This is a genomic window from Clostridium grantii DSM 8605, assembly GCF_900129965.1.
Taxonomy (GTDB): Bacteria; Bacillota; Clostridia; order Clostridiales; family Clostridiaceae; genus Clostridium_AF; species Clostridium_AF grantii.
On record NZ_FQXM01000037.1, the window covers coordinates 1 to 22,336 of the forward strand.

General features: G+C 28.9%; 15 protein-coding genes and 1 pseudogene. 14 read left to right on the forward strand and 2 right to left on the reverse strand.

The window, feature by feature from the left end; all coding sequences use genetic code 11:
• Nucleotides 1-358 precede the first annotated feature (358 nt).
• The 12 genes from BUB83_RS19255 (at nucleotide 359) to BUB83_RS19310 (ending at nucleotide 13,366) form a co-directional block, all read left to right on the forward strand.
• Nucleotides 359-979, forward strand: coding sequence for a TrkA C-terminal domain-containing protein (locus tag BUB83_RS19255; protein ID WP_073340746.1), 621 nt, complete (start codon nucleotides 359-361; stop codon nucleotides 977-979).
• 135 nt (nucleotides 980-1,114) lie between these two features.
• Nucleotides 1,115-2,242 (forward strand): ABC transporter ATP-binding protein, encoded by a 1,128-nt coding sequence (locus BUB83_RS19260; RefSeq protein WP_073340747.1) that lies wholly within the window; start codon nucleotides 1,115-1,117, stop codon nucleotides 2,240-2,242.
• Nucleotides 2,242-3,801: an ABC transporter permease/substrate-binding protein gene (locus BUB83_RS19265; RefSeq protein WP_073340748.1), complete on the forward strand. Its 1,560-nt coding sequence runs from the start codon at nucleotides 2,242-2,244 to the stop codon at nucleotides 3,799-3,801. The genes BUB83_RS19260 and BUB83_RS19265 overlap by 1 nt, the downstream gene beginning before the upstream one ends.
• Nucleotides 3,802-3,937: 136 nt before the next feature.
• Nucleotides 3,938-5,050, forward strand: a complete 1,113-nt coding sequence (locus BUB83_RS19270) for a YARHG domain-containing protein (protein WP_073340749.1) — start codon at nucleotides 3,938-3,940, stop codon at nucleotides 5,048-5,050.
• Between the two features lie 133 nt (nucleotides 5,051-5,183).
• Entirely contained in the window at nucleotides 5,184-6,719 is a 1,536-nt protein-coding gene (locus BUB83_RS19275; RefSeq protein ID WP_073340750.1) for a DUF445 family protein, read from the forward strand.
• A 116-nt stretch (nucleotides 6,720-6,835) separates the two neighbouring features.
• Complete coding sequence (locus tag BUB83_RS19280; protein ID WP_073340751.1) at nucleotides 6,836-7,609, forward strand: TatD family hydrolase; 774 nt, start codon at nucleotides 6,836-6,838, stop codon at nucleotides 7,607-7,609.
• Between the two features lie 206 nt (nucleotides 7,610-7,815).
• On the forward strand, nucleotides 7,816-8,856 hold the full coding sequence (locus tag BUB83_RS22820; protein ID WP_073340752.1) for a 3D domain-containing protein: 1,041 nt from the start codon (nucleotides 7,816-7,818) through the stop codon (nucleotides 8,854-8,856).
• A 202-nt stretch (nucleotides 8,857-9,058) separates the two neighbouring features.
• A complete protein-coding gene (gene rnmV, locus BUB83_RS19290) occupies nucleotides 9,059-9,610 on the forward strand; it encodes a ribonuclease M5 (protein WP_073340753.1) in 552 nt (183 codons plus the stop codon).
• Nucleotides 9,603-10,439 (forward strand): 16S rRNA (adenine(1518)-N(6)/adenine(1519)-N(6))-dimethyltransferase RsmA, encoded by an 837-nt coding sequence (rsmA, locus tag BUB83_RS19295; RefSeq protein WP_073340754.1) that lies wholly within the window; start codon nucleotides 9,603-9,605, stop codon nucleotides 10,437-10,439. The genes rnmV and rsmA overlap by 8 nt, the downstream gene beginning before the upstream one ends.
• Nucleotides 10,440-10,652: 213 nt before the next feature.
• Complete coding sequence (locus BUB83_RS19300) at nucleotides 10,653-11,807, forward strand: DUF7922 domain-containing protein (RefSeq protein WP_073340755.1); 1,155 nt, start codon at nucleotides 10,653-10,655, stop codon at nucleotides 11,805-11,807.
• Nucleotides 11,808-11,901: 94 nt separating this feature from the next.
• Nucleotides 11,902-12,471, forward strand: coding sequence for a hypothetical protein (locus tag BUB83_RS19305; protein WP_073340756.1), 570 nt, complete (start codon nucleotides 11,902-11,904; stop codon nucleotides 12,469-12,471).
• 70 nt (nucleotides 12,472-12,541) lie between these two features.
• Nucleotides 12,542-13,366, forward strand: a complete 825-nt coding sequence (locus tag BUB83_RS19310) for a YhfM domain-containing protein (protein ID WP_084133698.1) — start codon at nucleotides 12,542-12,544, stop codon at nucleotides 13,364-13,366.
• 287 nt (nucleotides 13,367-13,653) lie between these two features.
• On the opposite strand, the gene BUB83_RS19315 is transcribed toward BUB83_RS19310, so the two are convergent.
• Complete coding sequence (locus tag BUB83_RS19315) at nucleotides 13,654-14,292, reverse strand: class D sortase (RefSeq protein ID WP_073340757.1); 639 nt, start codon at nucleotides 14,290-14,292, stop codon at nucleotides 13,654-13,656.
• Nucleotides 14,293-14,424: 132 nt separating this feature from the next.
• On the reverse strand, nucleotides 14,425-16,266 hold the full coding sequence (asnB, locus tag BUB83_RS19320; protein ID WP_073340758.1) for an asparagine synthase (glutamine-hydrolyzing): 1,842 nt from the start codon (nucleotides 16,264-16,266) through the stop codon (nucleotides 14,425-14,427).
• Nucleotides 16,267-16,794: 528 nt separating this feature from the next.
• On the opposite strand from asnB, the gene BUB83_RS19325 reads away from it, so the two are divergent.
• Both BUB83_RS19325 and BUB83_RS19330 read left to right on the forward strand, forming a co-directional pair.
• On the forward strand, nucleotides 16,795-20,268 hold the full coding sequence (locus BUB83_RS19325) for a DNRLRE domain-containing protein (protein WP_073340759.1): 3,474 nt from the start codon (nucleotides 16,795-16,797) through the stop codon (nucleotides 20,266-20,268).
• 196 nt (nucleotides 20,269-20,464) lie between these two features.
• Nucleotides 20,465-22,336: pseudogene (locus BUB83_RS19330) on the forward strand (hypothetical protein); the annotation flags it as partial.

Genomic DNA, 22,336 nt, shown 5'->3' on the forward strand with positions numbered 1-22,336 from the left:
GCCAATCATTATTCACAAGTGTAAGAATGCCTCCGGCGTAATGTTTTTGAAGATTTGATAATACAAAGTTTTGATAAGATTCATGAGAAACATATTTAGGTTTCATTTGTAACACCCCAATCACAGTTAGTAAAGGAAGTAATCCCTTCAATGCGATTATTGGGTTGATTTTCAAAAGTCAAGTGTTTTTTTGAGTTTTAACAATGTTTTTTAGAAGTGAAATTTCCAATTTCACTTTAAGAAAATAAAAAACTTCCTACTAAAAGTAGGAGGATTACAACTAAAGTGTTTTGAGGAAACCCTTAAAACATAACACTCGGTTAATTCCGAGAGTTTATATAGTTATAAGGAGGATGTTATGAGCAGTAGAACAGGAACGCCCACATACGTTAAAATTTCTTTAGATATAGCAACTAGAATATATAAAAAACATTTAATAAAAGATGCTAAATTAAAGGGGAGATCAATTCTATCAAGTGAATATGGAGTTTCACCAGAAACTATTAGAAAAGCTATGAAACTATTAGAAGAAGAAGATGTAGTTATAGTGAATCAAGGTAGTGGAATATTAGTTAAATCTACTGATGCTGCTTTGAAATTTATTGAAAAATATGAAGAAAAACAAAATTTAGATTCTCTTATAAATCAAATTAAATCTTTACTTGAACAAAGAAAAAACATGGAAAAGGATTTATATGAGTTAAATGAGAAATTGATTGATTATGCTTATAAATTTAAAAGTAGTAATCAGTTTGAACCTACAGAGATAGATGTTCCACTGAATAGTTCTTTCATTGGTAAAAGTTTAAGTGAAATAGATTTTTGGAATAATACTAATGCTACAATTGTTGGAATTTTAAGAAAAGAAAAGATAGATATATCTCCATCTCCAAAAACTATTATAGAAGAAGGGGATAAGCTTTTTGTACTAGGTAATTCAGGCTTTGAAGAAAAAGTTTTAGCTTTTATAAGAAAATAAACATAATGCTTAGCATTAGATGTTTATTTTTTTTATTTGACAAAGTGACAACTTTCCTGATATACTAAGTTGTAGCTTGAAACAACTTCCATATAAAGTTGAGTTGTTTGTAAAAAAATTGTAGGGAGTGATTAAATGATAGAATTTATTCAAGTTAGAAAGAAGTATAATAATTCTGAAGTTTTAAAAGGAATAGACTTGAAAATTAACAAAGGTGAGTTGGTTGTTCTTATAGGTCCATCTGGTTGCGGAAAAACAACTACACTTAAGATGATAAATAGATTAATCAATAAATCAGAGGGTAAAATTTTGATTGATGGAAAAGATATTAATGAAACAGATGCTATAAATCTTAGAAGAAATATAGGATATGTTATTCAACAAACTGGATTATTTCCGCACATGACTATAAAAGAAAATATAGGAATAGTTGCTTCACTAAAAAAATGGAGCGAAGAAGAAATAGATAAAAAAGTTGATGAAATGCTTGAATTAGTTGGATTAGATCCAGTTGAATATAAAGACAGATATCCAAATGAACTTTCAGGTGGACAGCAACAAAGAATAGGTGTAGCTAGAGCTTTTGCAACAAATCCAGAAGTAATTTTAATGGATGAGCCTTTTAGTGCACTAGACCCTATAACAAGAGAAAGTCTTCAAGAAGAATTGTACGAGTTACAGCAAAAATTAAAGAAGACTATAGTTTTTGTAACTCATGATATGGACGAGGCTCTTAAATTAGGAGATAGAATCTGTATTATGAAAGATGGAAATATTGTTCAATTTGATACTCCAGAGGAAATTCTAAAAAATCCTGAACATGATTTTGTAGAAGAATTTGTAGGGAAAAATAGAATATGGAATAATCCGGAATTTATAAAAGTATCTGATATTATGATAGATAATCCTGTAAAAGCAAATGGAAGCAGAACTATAGTACAAGCAATTGAGATAATGAAAAATCATAGTGTAGATAGTTTGCTTGTAACAGATAAAGAAAAGAAACTAGTGGGTATAGTTACAGCAAAAGATATAAGAAGAAATATAGATAGAAAAGTTACTTTAGAAGAGATTATGCAACAAGAAGTTGTAACTACAGATATGGATTCTAGTATAATTGACGTACTAGCAATTATGAATGAGAAGAATGTAGGTTACGTACCGGTAGTTGATGATGGAAATATTTTAAAAGGATTAATTACTAAAAGTAGTTTGATTTCCATATTAAGTACTCAATTTCTTGATACGGAGGTGGAAATATAATGGATTTCTTTAATTATTTTTTAAGTAGAATTGATCAAGTAGGCGATTTGTTTTTTCAACATATTATGTTAACAGTTATGGCTGTATTAGTGGCAGTAGTAGTAGGGGTACCTATTGGTATTTTAATTACCAAAAACAAAAAACTCGCTTCACCAGTAATTGGGGTAGCAAATGTAATACAAGCAGTGCCTAGTTTAGCCTTACTGGGGTTTTTGATTCCAGTTTTAGGGATAGGTAGTACACCAGCTATAGTAATGGTGTTTTTGTATTCATTACTTCCTATTGTTAAAAATACTTATACTGGACTTGCTAATATAAATCCAGATATGTTAGAAGCAGCAAAAGGAATGGGTATGACTAAAAGCCAAATGCTTAGAAGAGTACAATTGCCTTTAGCTCTTCCAGTTATAATGGCTGGTATTAGAATAGCAGCAGTTACAGCTGTTGGACTTATGACAATAGCAGCATTTATAGGTGCCGGCGGATTAGGATATATGGTATTTACAGGAGTTCAAACTGTAAATAACAATATGATTTTAGCAGGAGCAATACCAGCTTGTATATTAGCTTTATTCATGGATTTTGTTATAGGTAAAATTGAAAATATAGTTACTCCAGAAGGTATTAAAGCTAATAAAGGAAAAATTGTTAAAAATAAAAAGATGAAATCTTTAATAAGTTTAATTTTAATTGGAATAATTTTGGTGTCTTCTATAGTTTATTTCTTTAATAGTAATAAATCAGCTAAAGATACAATAGTTATTGCATCTAAGAATTACAATGAACAATTAATTTTAGGTAATATAATGGCCACATTAATTGAAGAAAAAACTGATTTAAATGTTGATAGAAAATTGAATTTAGGTGGATCAAGTATAGTTTTTGAAGCAATTAAAGCTGGAGATGTAGATATTTATGTAGAATATTCTGGTACTGCTTTAGTCAGCATTATGGAACAATCTCCAATTGTAGATAAAGAAGAGGCATATAATGTTATACAGGATTATTTTAATAAAGAATATAACTTGAAATTCTTAAAATCCTTAGGTTTTAATAACACTTATGTTTTAGCAGTAAGAAATGAAACGGCAGAAGAATATGGATTAGAATCTATATCAGATTTAGCTAGGGTAAGTCCTGATATGATACTAGGATCTACTATGGAATTTTCGGAAAGAGAAGATGGATATTTAGGATTACAAAAACTTTATAATTTAAACTTCTCTGAAGTAAAAGGTATAGATGGTGGACTTAGATATACAGCTTTAAATGAAAAGAATTCAGATGTAACAGATGCATTTTCAACAGATGGATTGTTAAAGAAGTTTGGATTAAAAACATTAGAAGATGATATGAATTTCTTCCCAGGCTATTATGCAATTCCTTTAGTAAGACAAGAAACTCTTGAAGAGTATCCAGAATTAGAAGAAGTATTAAATTTACTTGAGAATAAAATAAGTGAAGATCAAATGATAGATTTAAATTATCAAGTAGATGAGGGAGCGGATCCAAGAAAAGTTGCGGATCAGTTTTTAAAAGATATTGGATTAATAGAATAATAAATTTTTCTAATGAAAGAGGGCCTAAAAAGGCTCTTTTTTTATTAAAAAGATTATGAGTATTTTGTAACAAATATAATGAAAACAGCATATTATAATTAGAGTTTATATATTTAATATTCTGGGAGGGTTAAAGTTGAAAAAAGTAATCAAACATATTTTGATTATAGGATTAATTATGACCATTAATAGTTTATTGGGTGGGTGTTCGAGCGTTAAGGACATAGCAAACAAAACATTATCAAAAACTAATGATAATGTACCAAAGGTTGAAGATGCTACAAATAAACAAAGTCTTAGTAATTCAGATAGTAATAAGTCAAGAATAATCAAGCTAAATTTGGGATCAAACAATGCTATTGAAATAAACTTAGATGAAAAATTAAATGAAGAACTTTTAACAAGACTTAATGATGATGAGCTTATGGTTATAAGAAATGGGTATTATGCAAAATATGGATATGAATTTCCAGATGGAAGGTATTTGAATTACTTTAATCAATTTAAATGGTATAAACCATTAAGTGATAATGTGGAAAATGAATTAACTGTTCTAGACAAAGAAAATATTAGATTAATAGATGAATATGATAAATCTAAAGTAAATAATATAGAAATACCAACCTCAAAATCTAATAGTAGGATTAAAAATAATAGAGATTATATCATGAAATTAGATTTGGGTTCAGGTTATTTCATTTATATTGATTTAAATGAAAGATTGAGTGAAGAAATTCTTTGGAAATTAACTGAGGAAGAGTTATCCTATGTTAGAAACGGATATTATGCTAAACATGGATATAAATTTTCACAGGAAAAATACTTGAATTATTTTAAACAATATTCATGGTACAATCCTATAAGTAGCAATGTGGAAAAGAGTTTAAGTAGTATAGATCAAGATAATGTTAAGTTGGTACAAGAATATGAGGATACATTTACATCTTATCAACAGGAAAATAATTATATTGGGTATTTTTGTATTTATTTTGATAGAGGTGCTGGAGATTATATAATGATTGATTTGGAGCAAGGGCTAGAAGAGTCTCTTTTATGTCAGTTAAATTCAACAGAATTAGCATTGTTGCGAAATGCTTATTATGCAAAGCACGGGTATATTTTTTCCATGCAAGAGTATTCAAACTACTTTTATCAGTATGAATGGTATTACCCGGATAGTAAGAATGTAGAAAGCAGACTAACAAATTTGGATAAAAGCAATATTGCTTTAGTACAAAAATATGAATAATAAATCAAGCTCAAAGGAATGGTAATAAACCATTCTTTTTACTTTCTATCTAATAAAAGTATAAACATATTGTAATATTTCTTATTTGTAGTAAAATTATTGTTATCGAAAAATATTAGAAGGGAAGATTAAAATGACAAGAAACTTTATGATAAGAATTTTAATTACAGCAATTACGGGGTCCGTTATAGGATATATTACTAATTGGCTTGCAATAAAAATGTTGTTTAAACCACATACAGAAAAAAGAATTTTTGGGATGAAAGTTCCTTTTACTCCAGGGCTTATACCTAAAGAAAAAGCTAGAATAGCTAAGAGCGTGGGAGATGCAATAGGAGATCATTTGCTTACAAGTGAAACACTAATTGAGTCTTTATGCTCTGAAGAAATGAATGGAAAGCTTAAAAAATGGGTAGAAGATAAAATAAAAGCTATTGAGGATAGTGGGGCTACTTTAAAGGAGCAGCTTTCATTACTTCTTGGAAATAAATATTGCATAGCAAAAGAATATTTGCAAGACAAGCTGAGCAAATTTATATTTACTTCAATAAAAAGTGATGAATTCGTGAAGGAAATTAAAACAACTACATTTAATCTTATTTCAAAAGAAATAAGTAAGAATCCTAGTACAATATTAGATAATCAATTATATTTAAGTTTAAAAGAAAATATTTTAGGTAAAACTATTGAGTACAAAGATTCTAGTGAATTTAAAATTTTGTTAGCTAATGGCATAGAAAACAAAATTTTGGATTTAAATAATAGTAAGGTCACAGTGGAAGAAGTAATTCCTAAGGGGATAGTGGGTTCAGCAAAGGTAGTAATGTACAATCGAAGAGAAGATATCTCTTTATTTATTAAAGATTTTATAAAAAAAGATAGTATTCAAATCAAGCTCAAAGAAACTGTTTTTGAGATGATTAATCAAAATTTAAATCCTATGATGGCTATGTTTATAAATCCTGAAAGTATTTATGATAAAGCTATAAAAGCTATTTATGCAAAGTTAGAAGAAGAAGAATCTCAAAGAGACATAGTGCTAGTAATAAATAATTTAATTGATACTATTTTGAAGAATAATATTTCTACTTTAACTAAAGAGTTTGCGGATAATAAAATTAAAGATAATAGCGCATATTTGGCTGAATTTATTCAAGGTAAGGTTATTACTAATGAAATTTTAGAAAAAGTGGAAAGCGCTATAGAAAATAAGATTGAATCAGTAGATACTATTCAGGAGCTTCTACAAGGTATAAATGTTGATGCAAATCAAATTATAGGTAAACTAATAGATAGCTTATTAGAAAAATTAAATACAAATGGAGAATTAGAAACAAAGATTACTCAATGGGTAAATAACACCATAAATAAAGCAGAAATGCTAACAATTAATGATATTTCCACATGGAGTGGTAAAAATATTTCTAATATTGCTTCTGATTTTGCAGAAGATGTTTATGACAAGTTTATAGAAAACAATGCAGAAGAATTTTTGAATGCTTTAGAAATAAGAAAAATTGTTGAAGATAAAATTAATGATTTTGAAGTTTCATATGCAGAAAAGATAATATTGGAAATTGCTAGTAAAGAATTAAATGCAATAACTTGGTTAGGTGCACTTTTAGGTTTGATTATGGGTCTTTTATCTGCACTAATGTCAAATTTCTAAAAAAAACCAAATTAATTTTGTGACTAAAAAGTAAATAAATGGAAATAATCTTGCTAAATTTTAGAAGTATGATATAATTATAATAATTTCTATTTAGCATGCATAAGGAGGCAAATATGATATTTGATACTCATGCACATTATGATGATGAAAGATTTGATGAGGATAGAGAGACTGTTATAACTGAATTAAGAGAAAATGGAGTTGCAGCAGTGTTGAACTGTGGATCCTCATTAAAGGGCACCTTGGCATCTTTAAAGCTGTCTGAGGAGCATAATTTTTTCTATGCAGCTATAGGAATACATCCTGAATGTGCCAATGAATTTGATGAAGAAGTTTATAATCAGTTAAAGAAAATGGCTCTTGACACTAAAGTTAAGGCTATTGGAGAAATAGGACTGGACTATTATTGGGAGGAAAATCCTTCTAAGGACATTCAGATAAAGGTTATGAGAAAGCAGATGGAGTTAGCTAGAGAACTTAATTTACCAGTAGTTATACATGATAGAGAAGCTCATGAAGATGTACTTAATATTATTAAGGATTACCCTGAAGTCAGGGGAGTTATACATAGTTTTTCTGGAAGTGTAGAGTTTGCTAAGGAATGCTTAAAGCAAGGATATTATATAGGGTTTACTGGAGTTGTGACATTTAAGAATGCAAAGAAGATAAAAAATGTTGCGAAAGAAATTCCTTTAAACAGAATATTGGTGGAAACAGATTGTCCGTATATGACTCCAGAACCACATAGGGGTAAGCGGAATAGATCAGATTATATACCAAATATAATAAAAACTATAGCAGAACTTAGAGCGGTTTCATTTAAAGATATTGAAGAGGCATCTATTAAAAATGCCCAAGAATTATTTGACATAAAACTAAGCTCGTAATAAATTGATATCTTATAATAAACTGATGCATAAATTCGATAAGTAGTATCATATGTATATGGTGTGAAGTATACTTTCCCTATGTATATGATACATTTATATATACTCACAAATCAGACAAATAATCGGTAATAATTATACCAAATTTGACTAAAAATTAGTTTTGGGGTATAATTGTTAACATTGTTTAGTCAAGGGGGTTGTATATGTTTATTAAACCGAGTTTCAGTTTGAAAAAATACTTTTCAACGGGCCTATTGACATTTTGTTTAGGTGTACTTATATGTGTTAGCACATTTATAAGTATTGGGAACATGGAGAAAAAAATCAAAGTAGTAATTGACGGAAAAGAGACTAATATTACCACATATAGAAGTGAGGTAGCAAGTATCCTTGCAGGTAATGACATTGTTCTGGGACCAAAGGATAAAATAGAGCCAAGCCTGAAAAGTACTGTAATTGACGGAGACTTGATTAGCATTACTAAAGCTAAAAGTGTTCAATTACTAGTAGATGGAGAAACTAGAAACCTATTAACAGCTGAAGAAGATGTTGCAAGTGTACTTGCTTATCAAGAGGTTATTTTAGGAAAAGAAGATATTGTTTCTCTAGATTTGGATCAAAAAATTCAGAATGGACTTAATATTGTAATCACTAGAGTGAATACAGTAATTGATGTTCAAACTGAGGCAATTGATTATTCTACTGTTGTAAAAAAAGACTACAATGCCTATGAGGGAACTAAAAGTACAGTTCAACAAGGGCAAACAGGAGAAAGACAAATAAAAACACAAGTTGTATATGAAGATGGAAAAGAAGTGTCTAGAACAGTTGTTAGTGATTCTGTTGTTAAACAACCAGTAGATGAAATTGTTTCGGTAGGTACATTGGGACAATTAGCTTTATCCCGTGGTGGGAGTATAACATATACTAATGTTATGAGCATGAAAGCTACTTCATACACATTAAGTTATTCAGATACTGGAAAAAGTCCTGGAGATGCAGGTTATGGAAAAACGGCTTCTGGAAGACAAGTTGTAAGAGATCCAAACGGATATAGTACTATTGCAGTTGATCCTCGAGTTATTCCGCTTGGAACAAAGTTATATGTTGAGGGTTATGGATATGCAATAGCTGCAGATACCGGTGGAGCTATTAAAGGAAACATAGTCGACTTATATTTTGATACTAAAAGTGAGTGTTATAATTTTGGTGTTAGAACAGTTAAAGTATATGTACTTAAATAGAGCGTTTTACGCTCTATTTTTCTTTGTGTTTTTTCACTTGACAATAAAGTGTCTATGGATGACAATATTAGTGATTAAGCTATAAAGACATACCACTTCAACTATTAATTTATTCAAGTCCAAAACTCACAAATACCTGAGATTTTTGACATGAATAAATTAAGTTTACGTAAGGTATGTCTATAAATAAGGAGTTTGAGATATGATAAAAGAAGTTATAGTAGTTGAAGGTAGAGATGATATAACTGCGGTAAAAAGAGCCGTTGATGCAGAAATTATTGCTGTTGGTGGATTCGGCATAAATAAAAAAGTAATTGATAGAATAATTGAAGCTCAAAAAAGGCAGGGAGTAATAGTCTTTACAGATCCTGACTTTGCAGGAGAGAAGATTAGAAAAATTATTTCTAAAAGAGTTGAGGGCATTAAACATGCTTATATAACAAAAGAAGAGGGCTTAAAAGATGATGATATCGGGGTTGAAAATGCCTCGCCAGGAACAATTATAAAAGCGCTTGAAAGAGCTAAATGTGAATTAAAAGATAAAAGAAAAGTTTTCTGTTCCCAGGATTTATTTTTCTTTGGGTTGACTGGAAATGCAAAAGCAAAGAAAAAAAGAACAATTTTAGGCGGGGAATTAGGCATAGGATATTGCAATTCGGCACAATTTATTACTAGGCTAAATAATTTTGGGATTGGAAAAGATGAATTTATCAAAGCTTTAGATAAAGTCAATAAGGAGATAGAAAATGAATAAATTAAATACTAAAGAATTAGTAAATAAATATGGCTTTAAATTTACAAAAAGTCTTGGTCAAAATTTTTTAACAGATCAATCAGTTTTAGATGATATAGTTAATAGTGCGAAATTAACAAAGGATGATGTGGTAATAGAAATTGGACCAGGTGTTGGAACTCTAACAAAAGAGTTATTAGAAAAAGCTAAAAAAGTTTACTCTATAGAATTGGATTCTTCTTTAGTGCCTATTTTACAGGAAGAGTTAAAAGAGTATGATAACTTTACCCTTATAAACAAAGATGCTTTAAAAGTAGATTTTAATGAACTTATTAAAGATGAAAAAGTTAAATTTGTAGCAAACTTGCCTTATTATGTAACTACACCAATAATAGCTAAAATTTTAACAGAAGGTTATAATTTTGATAGTTTGACTATAATGATTCAAAAGGAAGTAGCAGAAAGAATAGGAGCTGAACCAGGAACTAAAGAGTATGGTTCTTTATCTATACTTGTTCAATATTATTGTGATGTAGAAATAGTTAGATATGTTTCCTCTAATGCTTTTATTCCTCAACCTAAAGTTGATTCAATTGTTATAAAGCTTTTGAAATTAGATAAGCCTAGAACAGAAATGAAAGATTATACTTTGTTTATGAAAATTGTTAGGCAATCTTTTAATATGAGAAGAAAAACATTAAGAAATGGAATTAAAAGTATGAAGATTTTATCCGGTGAGATGATTGATAAAGCTTTTGAGAATGCAGGCATTGATGGAGGAAGAAGAGGAGAAACGCTTTCAATAGAAGAGTTTGCACAGCTGTCTGATGCAATTTTAGATTTATTATAGTAGGTAGATAAATAAACAAATAAGGTTAAAATAAGCTACAATGTATGCTATGGAAAAGTATAAGTCCTAGGCAAATGTTGTAGCTTAACTTAGTTTTAAATACTTTTATCATTAACAATATAATATTTTTTATATCCAATTAAAAAAAGGTTCATTTTTTGAGATTTATACATATATTTATAATAATGAATAATTAAATTGGAGGATGTTGAATTGTCTTCAAAAGGAAACTATAGTAGGCACTTTATTATATTACAAGAAGATGAAAAGGGGTATTCAATTGGGAATGATAAATTTCCTACTGGATATGCAAAAATAGAAAAAAAATCGGATAAATGCAAAATAAGTTATTATGTTCAGAATCTTAAGAATTTAGAAGCTCCTTATTATATGGTACTTATTTGTAATGAAAGGGAAGAGAAAAAAATAATTAATCTAGGGGAGCTTAAGCTAGATCAATATGGAAGATGTGATATTTCTAACGATTATGATGCTAGGAATATTGCAAATTGTAAAATCACCATAAACAAGATTAAAGGGGCAGCCATAGTAAGATTTGTAGATTCTAAAATGAGTACTATTTTATCAGGATTTGTAAATGGAAATGAGCTAGAAGGGTGGAAGGCATACCCAGTAGAAACAACTAAAATTGAAGAAGAAAATATAGTTGAGACTTTTATTGAAGAAAAAAAAGTTGTGGAAGATGAAGAGTCTAGAACAAGTAGAGAAAAGAAAGAAGATGTTCCTGTATTTGATGAATATGAAAAATCAATCGAGGAATCTAAAAAAATACAAAATGATGATGATGAAAGTGATGAAGAAGATAGCCAAAGTTCAGAAGAAATTGAAGATGAAAGTGAAGAAATAGAAGAAACAAAAGAATCAGAGGATAATGACCATTTGGATATGGATATGGATATGGATAGATGTAGTAAAGATAATTATCCTAAAGGCAAAATGGGAAAATTCTTTCTTGAAGTAGTGGAAGGATTTGAGGAAGTAAAAGACTTTAATCCTAAATTAGGAAAGTGCAAATGGTATAAGATAAAAGAAAGTGATTTATCTGATTCAGCTAAAATGAAGGACTACAATAAATATACTGTGGCTTATTATCCTATGTTAGGTTATTATTCTTATATTAATAAATATAAGCATTATTTATTGGGGTATAAATGTAATAAAGAAGGATATTTAAAATACATTATTTACGCAATCCCAGGAATGAAGAAAAGAAGTGATAGACCTTTTGATGGGAAAACAGGTTTTGTAACTTGGGTTCCAATTGATAATGGGGATGACTCTAAAATGGGATATTGGTTAATGTTTTATGATTTTAAAAATTCTTGTGTAGTAATACCAGTAAAGTAAAATAAAAAAAATTAAACTATGTTTAATTAAATATAGTTTAATTTTTTGTGTTTACAACATATAAATATAGTGAGCAATTATATTTGGAGGTAAAATGAAAGTATTATTTATTGATGCTAAAAAAGTTGGGTTGTTAACAGTTACTATTATGTGTATGGCTTTTTTGTTTTATTTAGGGGGTATATTCCAAACAAAAGAGGTGGTGGAAACAGTTGGTGGTTACAAGGAATATAGTATTAATGAAGGTGAGATAAAATATTCTTTGCCGGAAAAATGGGAAACAAATTTAAGAATTTTTGATGGAGGTGAAATAACTTATCATAATGAATTTTTTTCTGAAGATAATCAAATTAGAGGATTTATACAGGTGTGGAGTAAACCGAATGATTTAAAACTTTTTCTAGAAGAGAGTAAGGGGGTGGCAGAAAAACAGGGTAGTACAAAAAATTATAATATAAAAAATACACTTATTAAAGAGAAGGAAGCATACATAGTAACATATAATGTTGAGCTAGGAGGTTCGGAAATTTATAGTGCTTATGAGACTTTTATAAAATATAAAAATGGTTTTCTTAGAGTATCTTTTTATTTTAAAAAAGATACTAAAGAGGAAGAAGTACTTAAGGAAATTGATATAATTGTTAACTCTTTAAAAATGAAATGAGATTTTTTCTTTACTATGCTATAATAAATTTTACGAATGATTAATTTGAAATTTAATAGGTGGTGGACTTGTGAAAATAAATTGTAAAAACAAAAGCCTTTTTTTTATGTTAATAATAGTTGTTTTTTTTACAGGATGTGGAACAGTGGATGATTTTAAAGTTAAAGTTGGAATAACCAATACTAACTTTGATTATATGAATGATGGAAATGTAAAAAAAATTACTATAGAAAATACTAGAGATAAAAGTTATACATTTATAGTTAAGGACGAGGCTTCAATTTCGGAAATATATGATATATTATCTAATGCTAAAGTTGTGGAAGAAAAAATAAGTTTAGATCCGGATTATATATTTAGGATTGAAGATAAAAACGAAACTATTAAAGAATTTTATTATGTTGCAGGTGTGGACAAAACAGATTCAGCTAATTTTTATAATTCTAATGAATCTTATATTGTTTCTAAGCGTCTAGATAATGATATCATTAAATATTTTTGGAATATAAGAAGACCGTCAGATTTTAATACGGTTTATTATGAAAATATACTTAAATCTATAGATAAATATAAGAATTCAATAGAGGATAAAAAGGTAGGTATAAATATTTTAGATGATAGAGAGGTTATGAAATTTATACTCACTCTAGATATTGAAGAATTTAAAAATAAATTACCAAAAAATATGGAAATTCTGGATAAGGAAAAAAATGATTCATATGATGTTATTATGAACATAACAACTACTGGATACACAAGTAAAATTTTTAAATGTATAGTGGAATTTGTGGATAAAAAAAATAATACAACATATAAATATTATATTGTTAATAATTATGCTGAAGGAGAATGGGATTATGCATTCACAGAAAACCTACCCCCTAGTGGATTTTAATTAATAGATATAGGAAAGATATCAACAGTTTTGTGGATAACTTGTGGTAAATATGTTAATTAAATAGTAAGACTGTGTATAACTTAAGGATTCAAACTTAAATTATAAAACTAGATCTAAATATAACACATGCAATGGTAAATATAGGATGTGGAATAGTAAATATAAAATGTGACTATATACTATATATAGTTATAATAAAAATAAGATACAACAGATGTTGTATCTTATTTTTATTATAGTTATTAACATTATCCACAGGAATGTGGATAAAATGTGGATAAGCTCTAATTTACCAAAGTTCCTTTTATTATCAATCTATGAGTAGCAACTCTAACTGGAGTACAAGTTACAAGGGTTATAGTAGAATTTGTTGTGGAATTTAGAACAGAAACTTCTTCAGGTTCCACAATACTAATATTATCTACTTTATAAGTGAAGTCACCATCAAGAGTAGTTACATTAATTTCATCCCCAATTTCTAGTTCATCTAATCTATTAAAATATTTATTATAGGTGTAGCTTCTATGTCCGGCTACAGCAAAATTTCCGGTAACACCGGGCATAGGCGTGTTTGGAAAGTGACCAAGTGCATATTTTAAGGTATTCATATCAACCCCTTCCCCTATAGCTACTTCTAATTCTATTTTAGGAATAGACATAATACCTATGGCTTTTGAGTTAAGAGAAATTTCAGGTTTTTTTTCTGGTGTTTCTTCCACATTTTCTACAACTTCATCTTCTATAACTTGATCTTCAGAAGAATTTATAGAGTCTTGTATAGTATTTAGTTCAGCTTGAAAATCTTTAATCATAGCTTTTTGCTCTAAACTAGAGGTTATTCTCATATATAAAGCTATGGAAATTATAGAAATGCCTAAAAATATAAGAATAATACCGATGATGCTATTTTTTTTCTTTTTCATCTTAAGGTCTCCTCGTATAATAATATTAAAATATTTGATAGTATAATATTAACATAAAAGAAGGTGTGATTAAATTCATTTACATAAAAAGTAAGACAAAAATTTTAAGGGGTGATAAACACCGGGTCTTTTTTATAGTTCAATTTTCACATTATATTCTTTTAGCCAAGTATTAATTTGAATTAAATAAGCAATTAGCTGAGGACCTGTCATTAATTGTCCAAACCATGGAAGTTTATATGAAGAACCTCCTGAGGAAACTAATTTTTGGACCTCTTCTTTATTGATTAATTGAAGAATAGGAGAATTTTTATCATCTAAAATAGATTGCATCCATTTCTGTACAATTTTTGTGTATTCAGGACTGTGAGTTTTAGGATAAGGACTTTTCTTTCTATCTACTATGCTATCAGGTAAAATATCTTTGAAAGCTTTTCTTAAAATTCCTTTCTCACGACCTTGATAAAATTTTATTTCAGCAGGAATATTGAAAGCATATTGTACTAGTCTATGATCGGCAAAGGGTACTCTTGCTTCTAAACTATTAGCCATGCTCATCCTATCTTTTCTATTTAATAAAGTTATCATAAACCATTTAATATTTAAATAAAATAATTCTCTTTGCTTGAAATCTAATTGGGATTCTCCATCTATATGAGGTACTTCAGCAATAGTTTTTTTATAGTGCTCATATGAAGCATCTTCTAAATCTATAGATTGTAGACTATCAGATAATAATTTTTTTCTTTCATTAAGTTTTGTATACCATGGGAATTTATTACCAAATACTGATTCCTTGTTTGTAAACCAAGGATAACCACCAAAAATTTCATCTGCACATTCACCAGATAAAGCTACAGTATGATTTTTCCTTACTTCTTTGCAGAATAAATAAAGAGAGGAATCTATATCTGCCATGCCAGGAAGATCATAAGCTTTAACAGCCTCAAAAAGAGTTTCAGCAAGTCTGTCATTTGTATTAATTATGGAATGATGGTTACTAGCAATAAATTTTGCCATTTCTAAAGCATAAAAACTATCGGAAGTAGGTTGATATTTATTAGATTTAAAATAAAGGTCATTATCTTTATAATCAATAGAATAAGTATCTAATACTTTCCCTTTTTCTTTAAAATTTTTTGATGCAACATAAGATATTATACTTGAATCTAATCCACCTGATAAAAATGTACAAACAGGAACATCCCCTACTAGTTGTCTTTTTATAGCATCTGTAAGCAAATGTCTTAAATGCTCAGCAGTTGTATCAGCGTCTTCAGTGTGTTCTTCACAAGAAGGCTTCCAATAATTTTTTAGTTCTAATTTATTTTTATTAAATGTTAAAGAATGTGCAGGAGGAATTTCATGTATTCCTTTAAAAATTGCACTTCCTAGGGCTCTTGCGGGACCCAGTGAAAAAATTTCTGTAATACTATCTTTATCTATAACTGCTTCTACTAAAGGATTAGCTAAAATAGCTTTTAATTCTGAACCAAAAATAAGACAGTTGTTTTTTACAGTATAAAACAAAGGTTTTACACCTAAATGATCTCTAGCTATAAAAAGTTCTTTTTCTTTTTCGTTCCAAACTGCAAAAGCGAATATGCCATTAATATGATTAAGGCAATTTTCACCCCAATAAATGTAAGCAGTAAGAAGTACTTCTGTATCAGAATAGGAATTAAAAGAGTATCCTGCTTCAAGTAATTCTTTTCTAACATCCTCAGTATTATATAATTCTCCATTATAAACTAATATATATTTAGAACCAGCACTGTATTTAACCATTGGTTGAAGTCCACCAGTAGGATCTACAATTACTAGTCTTCTATGACCTAATAAAGCACTAGTGGATAAATAATACCCAAAATCATCAGGTCCTCTATATGATAATGTATTAGTCATTTTTACAAGTGTATCTTTTTTTGATGCTAAATTGTTATTAAAATCTATCCAACCGCAAATACCACACATGTTATCACTCCTTGTATTATGTGCTATTATGTTATTCTATAGAGAATTCATTGTGCGTTGAACTGAAATCTCTAAACATAAATTTAGAACATTATATAATTAATTTATGTTTATTAATTATTCTTGTTACTTTTAACTTTTTATATTGATAAATTCCTGTCCTATATTATTGTGTGGAGTTTTTTTATAATTATATTTAGGGTGAAAAAATTTTTAATAAATTAATCACAAAATATTTGAAGAAGAAAATCATAATTTTAGTATAATTAAAAACTATATTTAAAATTATATTATAGTATCATGATATCGAGTATTTAACGTTAAACTATGAGAAAAAAGTGAAGCAAAGGGATAACTCTTTTAAAAATCGACAAATTTCTACAAATACTTATAATATTTGCATATTCATATAATTGTGGTACAATAATTATGAATTAATTGTAAATATTTTTAAAAAGGTGTGCTTGTTATAATTTATACTATTTTATCAATCTAATTTAATTAGGCAAATGACAAGGGGGAAAACAAATGAGTTCATTTAAGAAGATTGTATCAACGGTAATTCTAAGTATTTTTATATGTAACATAGTACCTATGACTGTATTGGCTGAGAATATCAATAAAAATTATACTGAGCCACAATTTAGTAATTATGAAAATAAAATAAATAAAGAAGAATCTAAAATAGTTAAAGAGGATACTGAAAAAAGAGAAAGAAATGTAAAGCATTTCTTAAAAGAAGATAATACATATGAAGCAGTAATTTATCCATATTCAGTACATTATAATAACAATGGTCAATGGGAAGATATAGACAACACATTGATTGACAGTACTGATGAAGATAATAATAGTATTCTTGAAAATAAGAATAATAGTTATAAGGTTAAATTTGGAAAGAAAGTTGATTCCAATAAATTGGTAAGCATAAAAAAAGATAAGTATGAAATATATTGGAATTTGGTAGATGAATCTGAGATATCAGAAGATAATGTGAATAATACTAATTTGCCTATTGAGGAGCAATTAGAATCTACAGAGGAAGCTACTCCAGACATTGAAGATACAATTGAAAGTAACGCAGAAAAGGATATTGAAACTAATACAGAAGTAATAGAAGCGGAAGAAGACGTTGAAATAAACGAAGATGTTGAGCCACAAGGAGAAAGTGAAATAGAAGACTCAACTGAAATTGAATCTAGTTCAAATGTGGAGGACAGTGATAAGTCAACACAAGATGTTGATGAAACTAGTGAAACTGACGAAACTACTGAAACTACTGAAGTTAGTCAAACAAAACAAAAAGAAGAGGATAGCATATCTGAGAATAAAGTTAATCTTAAATATTATAATAACTTAAATAAAAATAGCCAATTAGAAGTAGTTGATAGAAATTTAGATAAGCTACAAGAATTAAGTGAAAATGATAAAAAGAGAACTTTAACTAAAACAGAGTCCACAGTAATTTTCAAAGATATTTATAATAATGTTGATTTAAGTTATAATGTAGAACCAGATAAATTTAAAGAGACTATTATTATTAATGAGAAAACGAGCAATCCAGAATTTAGATTCAATTTATATGCAAAGAATTTAATCGCCGAAATTAATAAAGATAAAAGTATTTCTTTCTACGATAGTGAAGATAAAGAAAATGTTATATTTGTTATAGATGCTCCATTTATGTATGATTCTAATGGGGAAGAAAGTACAGATATAGAAATAAAGTTAGAAGAGACTAAGAAAGGCTACGAGTTAATCATAACTCCTAGTAATGAGTGGCTAAACAGTGGAGATAGAGTATATCCAATATATGTAGACCCAACATTAACAACTTCTTTAGATGTTAATGATATAATGGATGCTCATGTATCTCAAAATTATGCTGGTACAAATTATCAAGTCAGTTCAATTTTAAAAACAGGATATGGATCTTCTTCTGGTATAAATAGAAGTTATATGTCATTTGAATTGCCTACAACGTTATCATCTGCTGACATGATTATTGATGCAGAATTATGTTTATGGCTTAATAATGACGCATCTACTTCTAGGCAAGTTGATGCGCATAAAGTAACAGGAAGTTGGAGTTCATCCACAATAACCTGGAACAATAAACCTGCATATAGCTCGAAAATTGAGGATTATAAATTAGTGCAAGGGGTGGCAGGTAACTATTTTTCATGGGATGTTACAGAAATAGTAAAAGAATGGCACTCAACAGGAACTAATTATGGCTTCATGCTTAAAAATCATGATGAATCAACTGGATATACAGAATATAGATCTTCAGACACAACAATTGCTGGAGCTAGACCTCAAATTGTATTAAGCTATGTAAATAATTCAGGACTTGAAAGTTATTGGACATACCACTCTCAAAGCGTAGGGAGAGCAGGGACAGGTTTTGTTAATGACTACAATGGTAATTTAATATTTACCCATAATGATTTAAGCATGAATGGAAACTTAATGCCTGTATCAATAAATCATGTATTCAATAGTAATGAAAAATCTACTGATATAAAATATGGATTTGGATGGAGAACAAATTTAAGCCAAAGGATTGAAAACCAAACTATAGGTGGTACAAATTATTATGTTTATACAGATGAAGATGGCACAAAACACTATCTAAAGTTAGATTCTGCTTCAGGAGAAATAAAGGATGAGTCAGGCCTTAATATAACTTTAACTATAAATAGTGCAAGTACCGATGAAAGATATGTCTTAAAAGATAAAGAAGATAATAAACTTACATTTACTTCTACTGGATATCTTAAAAAAATTTATGATAACAACGGAAGTTATATACAATTAAATTATAGTGGGACCACATTAATAGAAGTAATAGATGGGGCTAAGAGAAAAACTACTTTAACAAGAAATGCTGATGGTTCCCTTAAAGAGATAATAGATCAAAGTAACAGAAAAACAACATTTACTTACACAAACTCAAAATTAACATATATAACTTATCCAGATGGCAAATATTCTAGCTATACTTATGATGCTAATAATAACCTAAGTGAAGCTAAGAATTATGACGGATATAGAATAACTTATTCTTACTATACGGTAAAACCTTATCGTATAAATAAAATTCAAGAAAGTAATACAAATGGAACTTTAGGGGAGCAATTAGATGTTACCTATGGTTACAATACAACTACTTTTAAAGATTATAGAGGAAAGAAAAACATTTACCAATTTAATGACTATGGAAATACAATTTCTATAAGGGATGATGAAGGATATGCGCAGTATTATAAGTATAATGAGTCAGGATTTAATAAAAATAAATTAACAACTCAATCAAAGCTTCAAAGCTCAGTGTTAAATTATGTACAAAACCACAATGCTGAAGTATACAGTAACTGGACTGTAGAGCCTTGGGCAGGTTCTAGCGGTTCAGGAGCATATAGTACTGCATATAGTTATTTAGGAAAACAATCTTTGAAGATAAATAAAACTAATACAACTAGTAGACATGTTTATGAACAAAAGTTATCCCTGCAAAAAGGTAAGTCTTATACATTATCCAGTTATGTAAAAACCGAGAATATTTCTAGTGGAAAAGGGGCAGTTATATCTGTATATTATAAGGATAGAACTGGTGCCTGGGTAATAGTAGATTCTGATCATATAAGTGGAACAAATGATTGGCAAAGACTTCAAGTTACATTCAAATTACCATCAGATGCACTTACAGGAGAAGTATATGTAAATGCTGGTATAGAAGAAGAAACAGGTACAGCCTATTTTGATGCCATGCAATTAGAAAATGGTTCTATTGCAAATAGATATAATCTTGTAGAAAACGCAAATTTCACATATGGTACAGAAACACCAACATTTTGGGGGAAGGATGAAGGTTGTAATAGTGGAGATGATATTGTAACATCTGATGATTCCACATATCCAGCAATTCTTGATTATCAGAAAAAAGTATTTAAAATTAATGGTAGTAGCACTGTAGAGGGTTCCCAGTTCAACTATTAATTTATACATGTCCAAAACTAGTTGATGCGTCTAGCTTTTGGAACAAGTATAAATTAAGTTTCACATTGGGATCCCTATAGATAAAGATGTTTTCCAAACAATAAATGTATCTGGTGATGCAAATGATGTATTCACTATTGCAGGTTGGGCAAAAGGAGCTTCTGTTGATTTAACCCAAGACGGTAGAGAGTTTTGTATGTATGCTGGTTTTCTAAAGTTGGATAATTCATGGCAATGGGAAAAAATCACCTTTAACCAAGATTCAAATGACTGGCAATTTGTATCAGATAGAGTAATAGCAAAAGAAGCTTATAAAGCTATGAGGGTTTATTTTTCATATTACAGAAATGAGAACGTAGCATATTTTGACGGATTACAATTATACAAAGAAGAATTTGGTCAAAGTTATCAATATGATGATAATGGTAATGTAACTTCTGTAAGTGATTTAGCAGAAGAAAATAGTCAATTTGAATACAATTCAAGTAATGACTTAATTAAAGCAACAAGCGCTAAAGGAAATAAATTTAATTATAACTATGATTCAAATCATAATTTATTAAATGCAACATCAGCAGAAAATGTAGTGTACTCATTTACCTATGATAGTAAGGGGAATCCTCTCACTTCAAAAATAGGAAGTGACTCTTTATTTATAAAATCTACTGCAACATATACTACAAGTAAAAATTATATAGACACATTAACTGATTCATCAGGAAATACAGTAAACTACAATTATAATGAAACAAAAGGAACCTTAGATAGTGTTGTAGATGCCAAAGGAAAAACAACCTCCTATGCTTATGATTCTAACTTGGATCGTCTAAATTCAGTTTCAAAAACAGTAGATGGACAAGTGATTACTAATAGTTATGGATATGAAAAGGACAGAATAAAATCTATAAATCACAACGGATTTAACTATAACTTCTCATATGACTCTCTAGGCAATAATACAGAAGTAAAAGTAGGTTCCCAAAGTTTAATTCAAAATATTTTTCAATCAAGAACTAGTATCTTGCAAAAATCTATTTATGGCAATGGTGACACAAAAGAACCTGTTTATGATGCTAGTGATAGAGTAATTGGAGAAAAGTATGATGGAGTAGAAAAGTATAAATACCAATATGATGCCGAAGGAAATCTTGGTTATCACGAAGACTTAGTAAATGGAATTAACTATAGGTATTTATATGATCTTGCTGGAAGACTAGGAAAAGTTCAAGAATCTGATGGAAATAGTGTAAAATATGAGTATGACCTTGATAACAATATTAGTAATGTAACAGAAAAAATCAACGGAATATCTCACTCAACAAGCTATACTTATGATAAAGACAGCAAATTAAAAAATATAGCTTATTCTGGGAATAACATTGGATTTAATTATGACCTACTTGGAAGACTTGGTACAAAAACAATAAATACAGGCACCGCAAACTTTGTAACACAATATGCTTATGAAGCAGGAGCAGTAGCCAACTCAACTACCACAAGAGTACAAACTATAACTAACGGTGGTAGTCAAATTGCTTATACTTATGATGCTAATGGGAACATCGAAACAATAACAGAGAATGGTAAACAAATAAAATACTATTATAATGAGTTAAATGAATTAAAAAGAGAAGATAATGAAGTGATAGGTAATACATTTACTTATTCTTATGATAGTGGTGGAAACATAAAATCAAAGGAAGTTTATCCATTTACAAATGGGACCTTGTTGGGAAATAACTTTCTAGACATTGGAGATAACAATTTATATGTTGATGGAAGCTTTGAACTTGAAATAAATGGGGTTGAATCAAGAAACGGAGCAGGAACAACAATAATCACTAATACCAGTAATGCAGGAGCAGCAAGAACGGGAGAAAAATATTTCTATATGCAGGGATATGCAGGAGATAATTATGCATATTTAAACCCTGTAATCGAAGTAACTCCAGGGAAAACATATAAAATAAGTTTTTATCATAAAGAAGCTACAACAGGAACATTTACATCAGATTCAAGTTACATGAAATTAAGTAATGGAAGTCATGAGTATTTTAATACAAGCTTA

Bases quoted from the DNA above. Each gene is read 5' to 3' on its own strand.
- BUB83_RS19255 (WP_073340746.1), top strand. From the start codon at position 359: ATGAGCAGTAGAACAGGAACGCCCACATACGTTAAAATTTCTTTAGAT.
- BUB83_RS19260 (WP_073340747.1), top strand. From the start codon at position 1,115: ATGATAGAATTTATTCAAGTTAGAAAGAAGTATAATAATTCTGAAGTT.
- BUB83_RS19265 (WP_073340748.1), top strand. From the start codon at position 2,242: ATGGATTTCTTTAATTATTTTTTAAGTAGAATTGATCAAGTAGGCGAT.
- BUB83_RS19275 (WP_073340750.1), top strand. From the start codon at position 5,184: ATGACAAGAAACTTTATGATAAGAATTTTAATTACAGCAATTACGGGG.
- BUB83_RS19280 (WP_073340751.1), top strand. From the start codon at position 6,836: ATGATATTTGATACTCATGCACATTATGATGATGAAAGATTTGATGAG.
- BUB83_RS22820 (WP_073340752.1), top strand. From the start codon at position 7,816: ATGTTTATTAAACCGAGTTTCAGTTTGAAAAAATACTTTTCAACGGGC.
- rnmV (WP_073340753.1), top strand. From the start codon at position 9,059: ATGATAAAAGAAGTTATAGTAGTTGAAGGTAGAGATGATATAACTGCG.
- rsmA (WP_073340754.1), top strand. From the start codon at position 9,603: ATGAATAAATTAAATACTAAAGAATTAGTAAATAAATATGGCTTTAAA.
- BUB83_RS19305 (WP_073340756.1), top strand. From the start codon at position 11,902: ATGAAAGTATTATTTATTGATGCTAAAAAAGTTGGGTTGTTAACAGTT.
- BUB83_RS19315 (WP_073340757.1), bottom strand. From the start codon at position 14,292: ATGAAAAAGAAAAAAAATAGCATCATCGGTATTATTCTTATATTTTTA.
- asnB (WP_073340758.1), bottom strand. From the start codon at position 16,266: ATGTGTGGTATTTGCGGTTGGATAGATTTTAATAACAATTTAGCATCA.
- BUB83_RS19325 (WP_073340759.1), top strand. From the start codon at position 16,795: ATGAGTTCATTTAAGAAGATTGTATCAACGGTAATTCTAAGTATTTTT.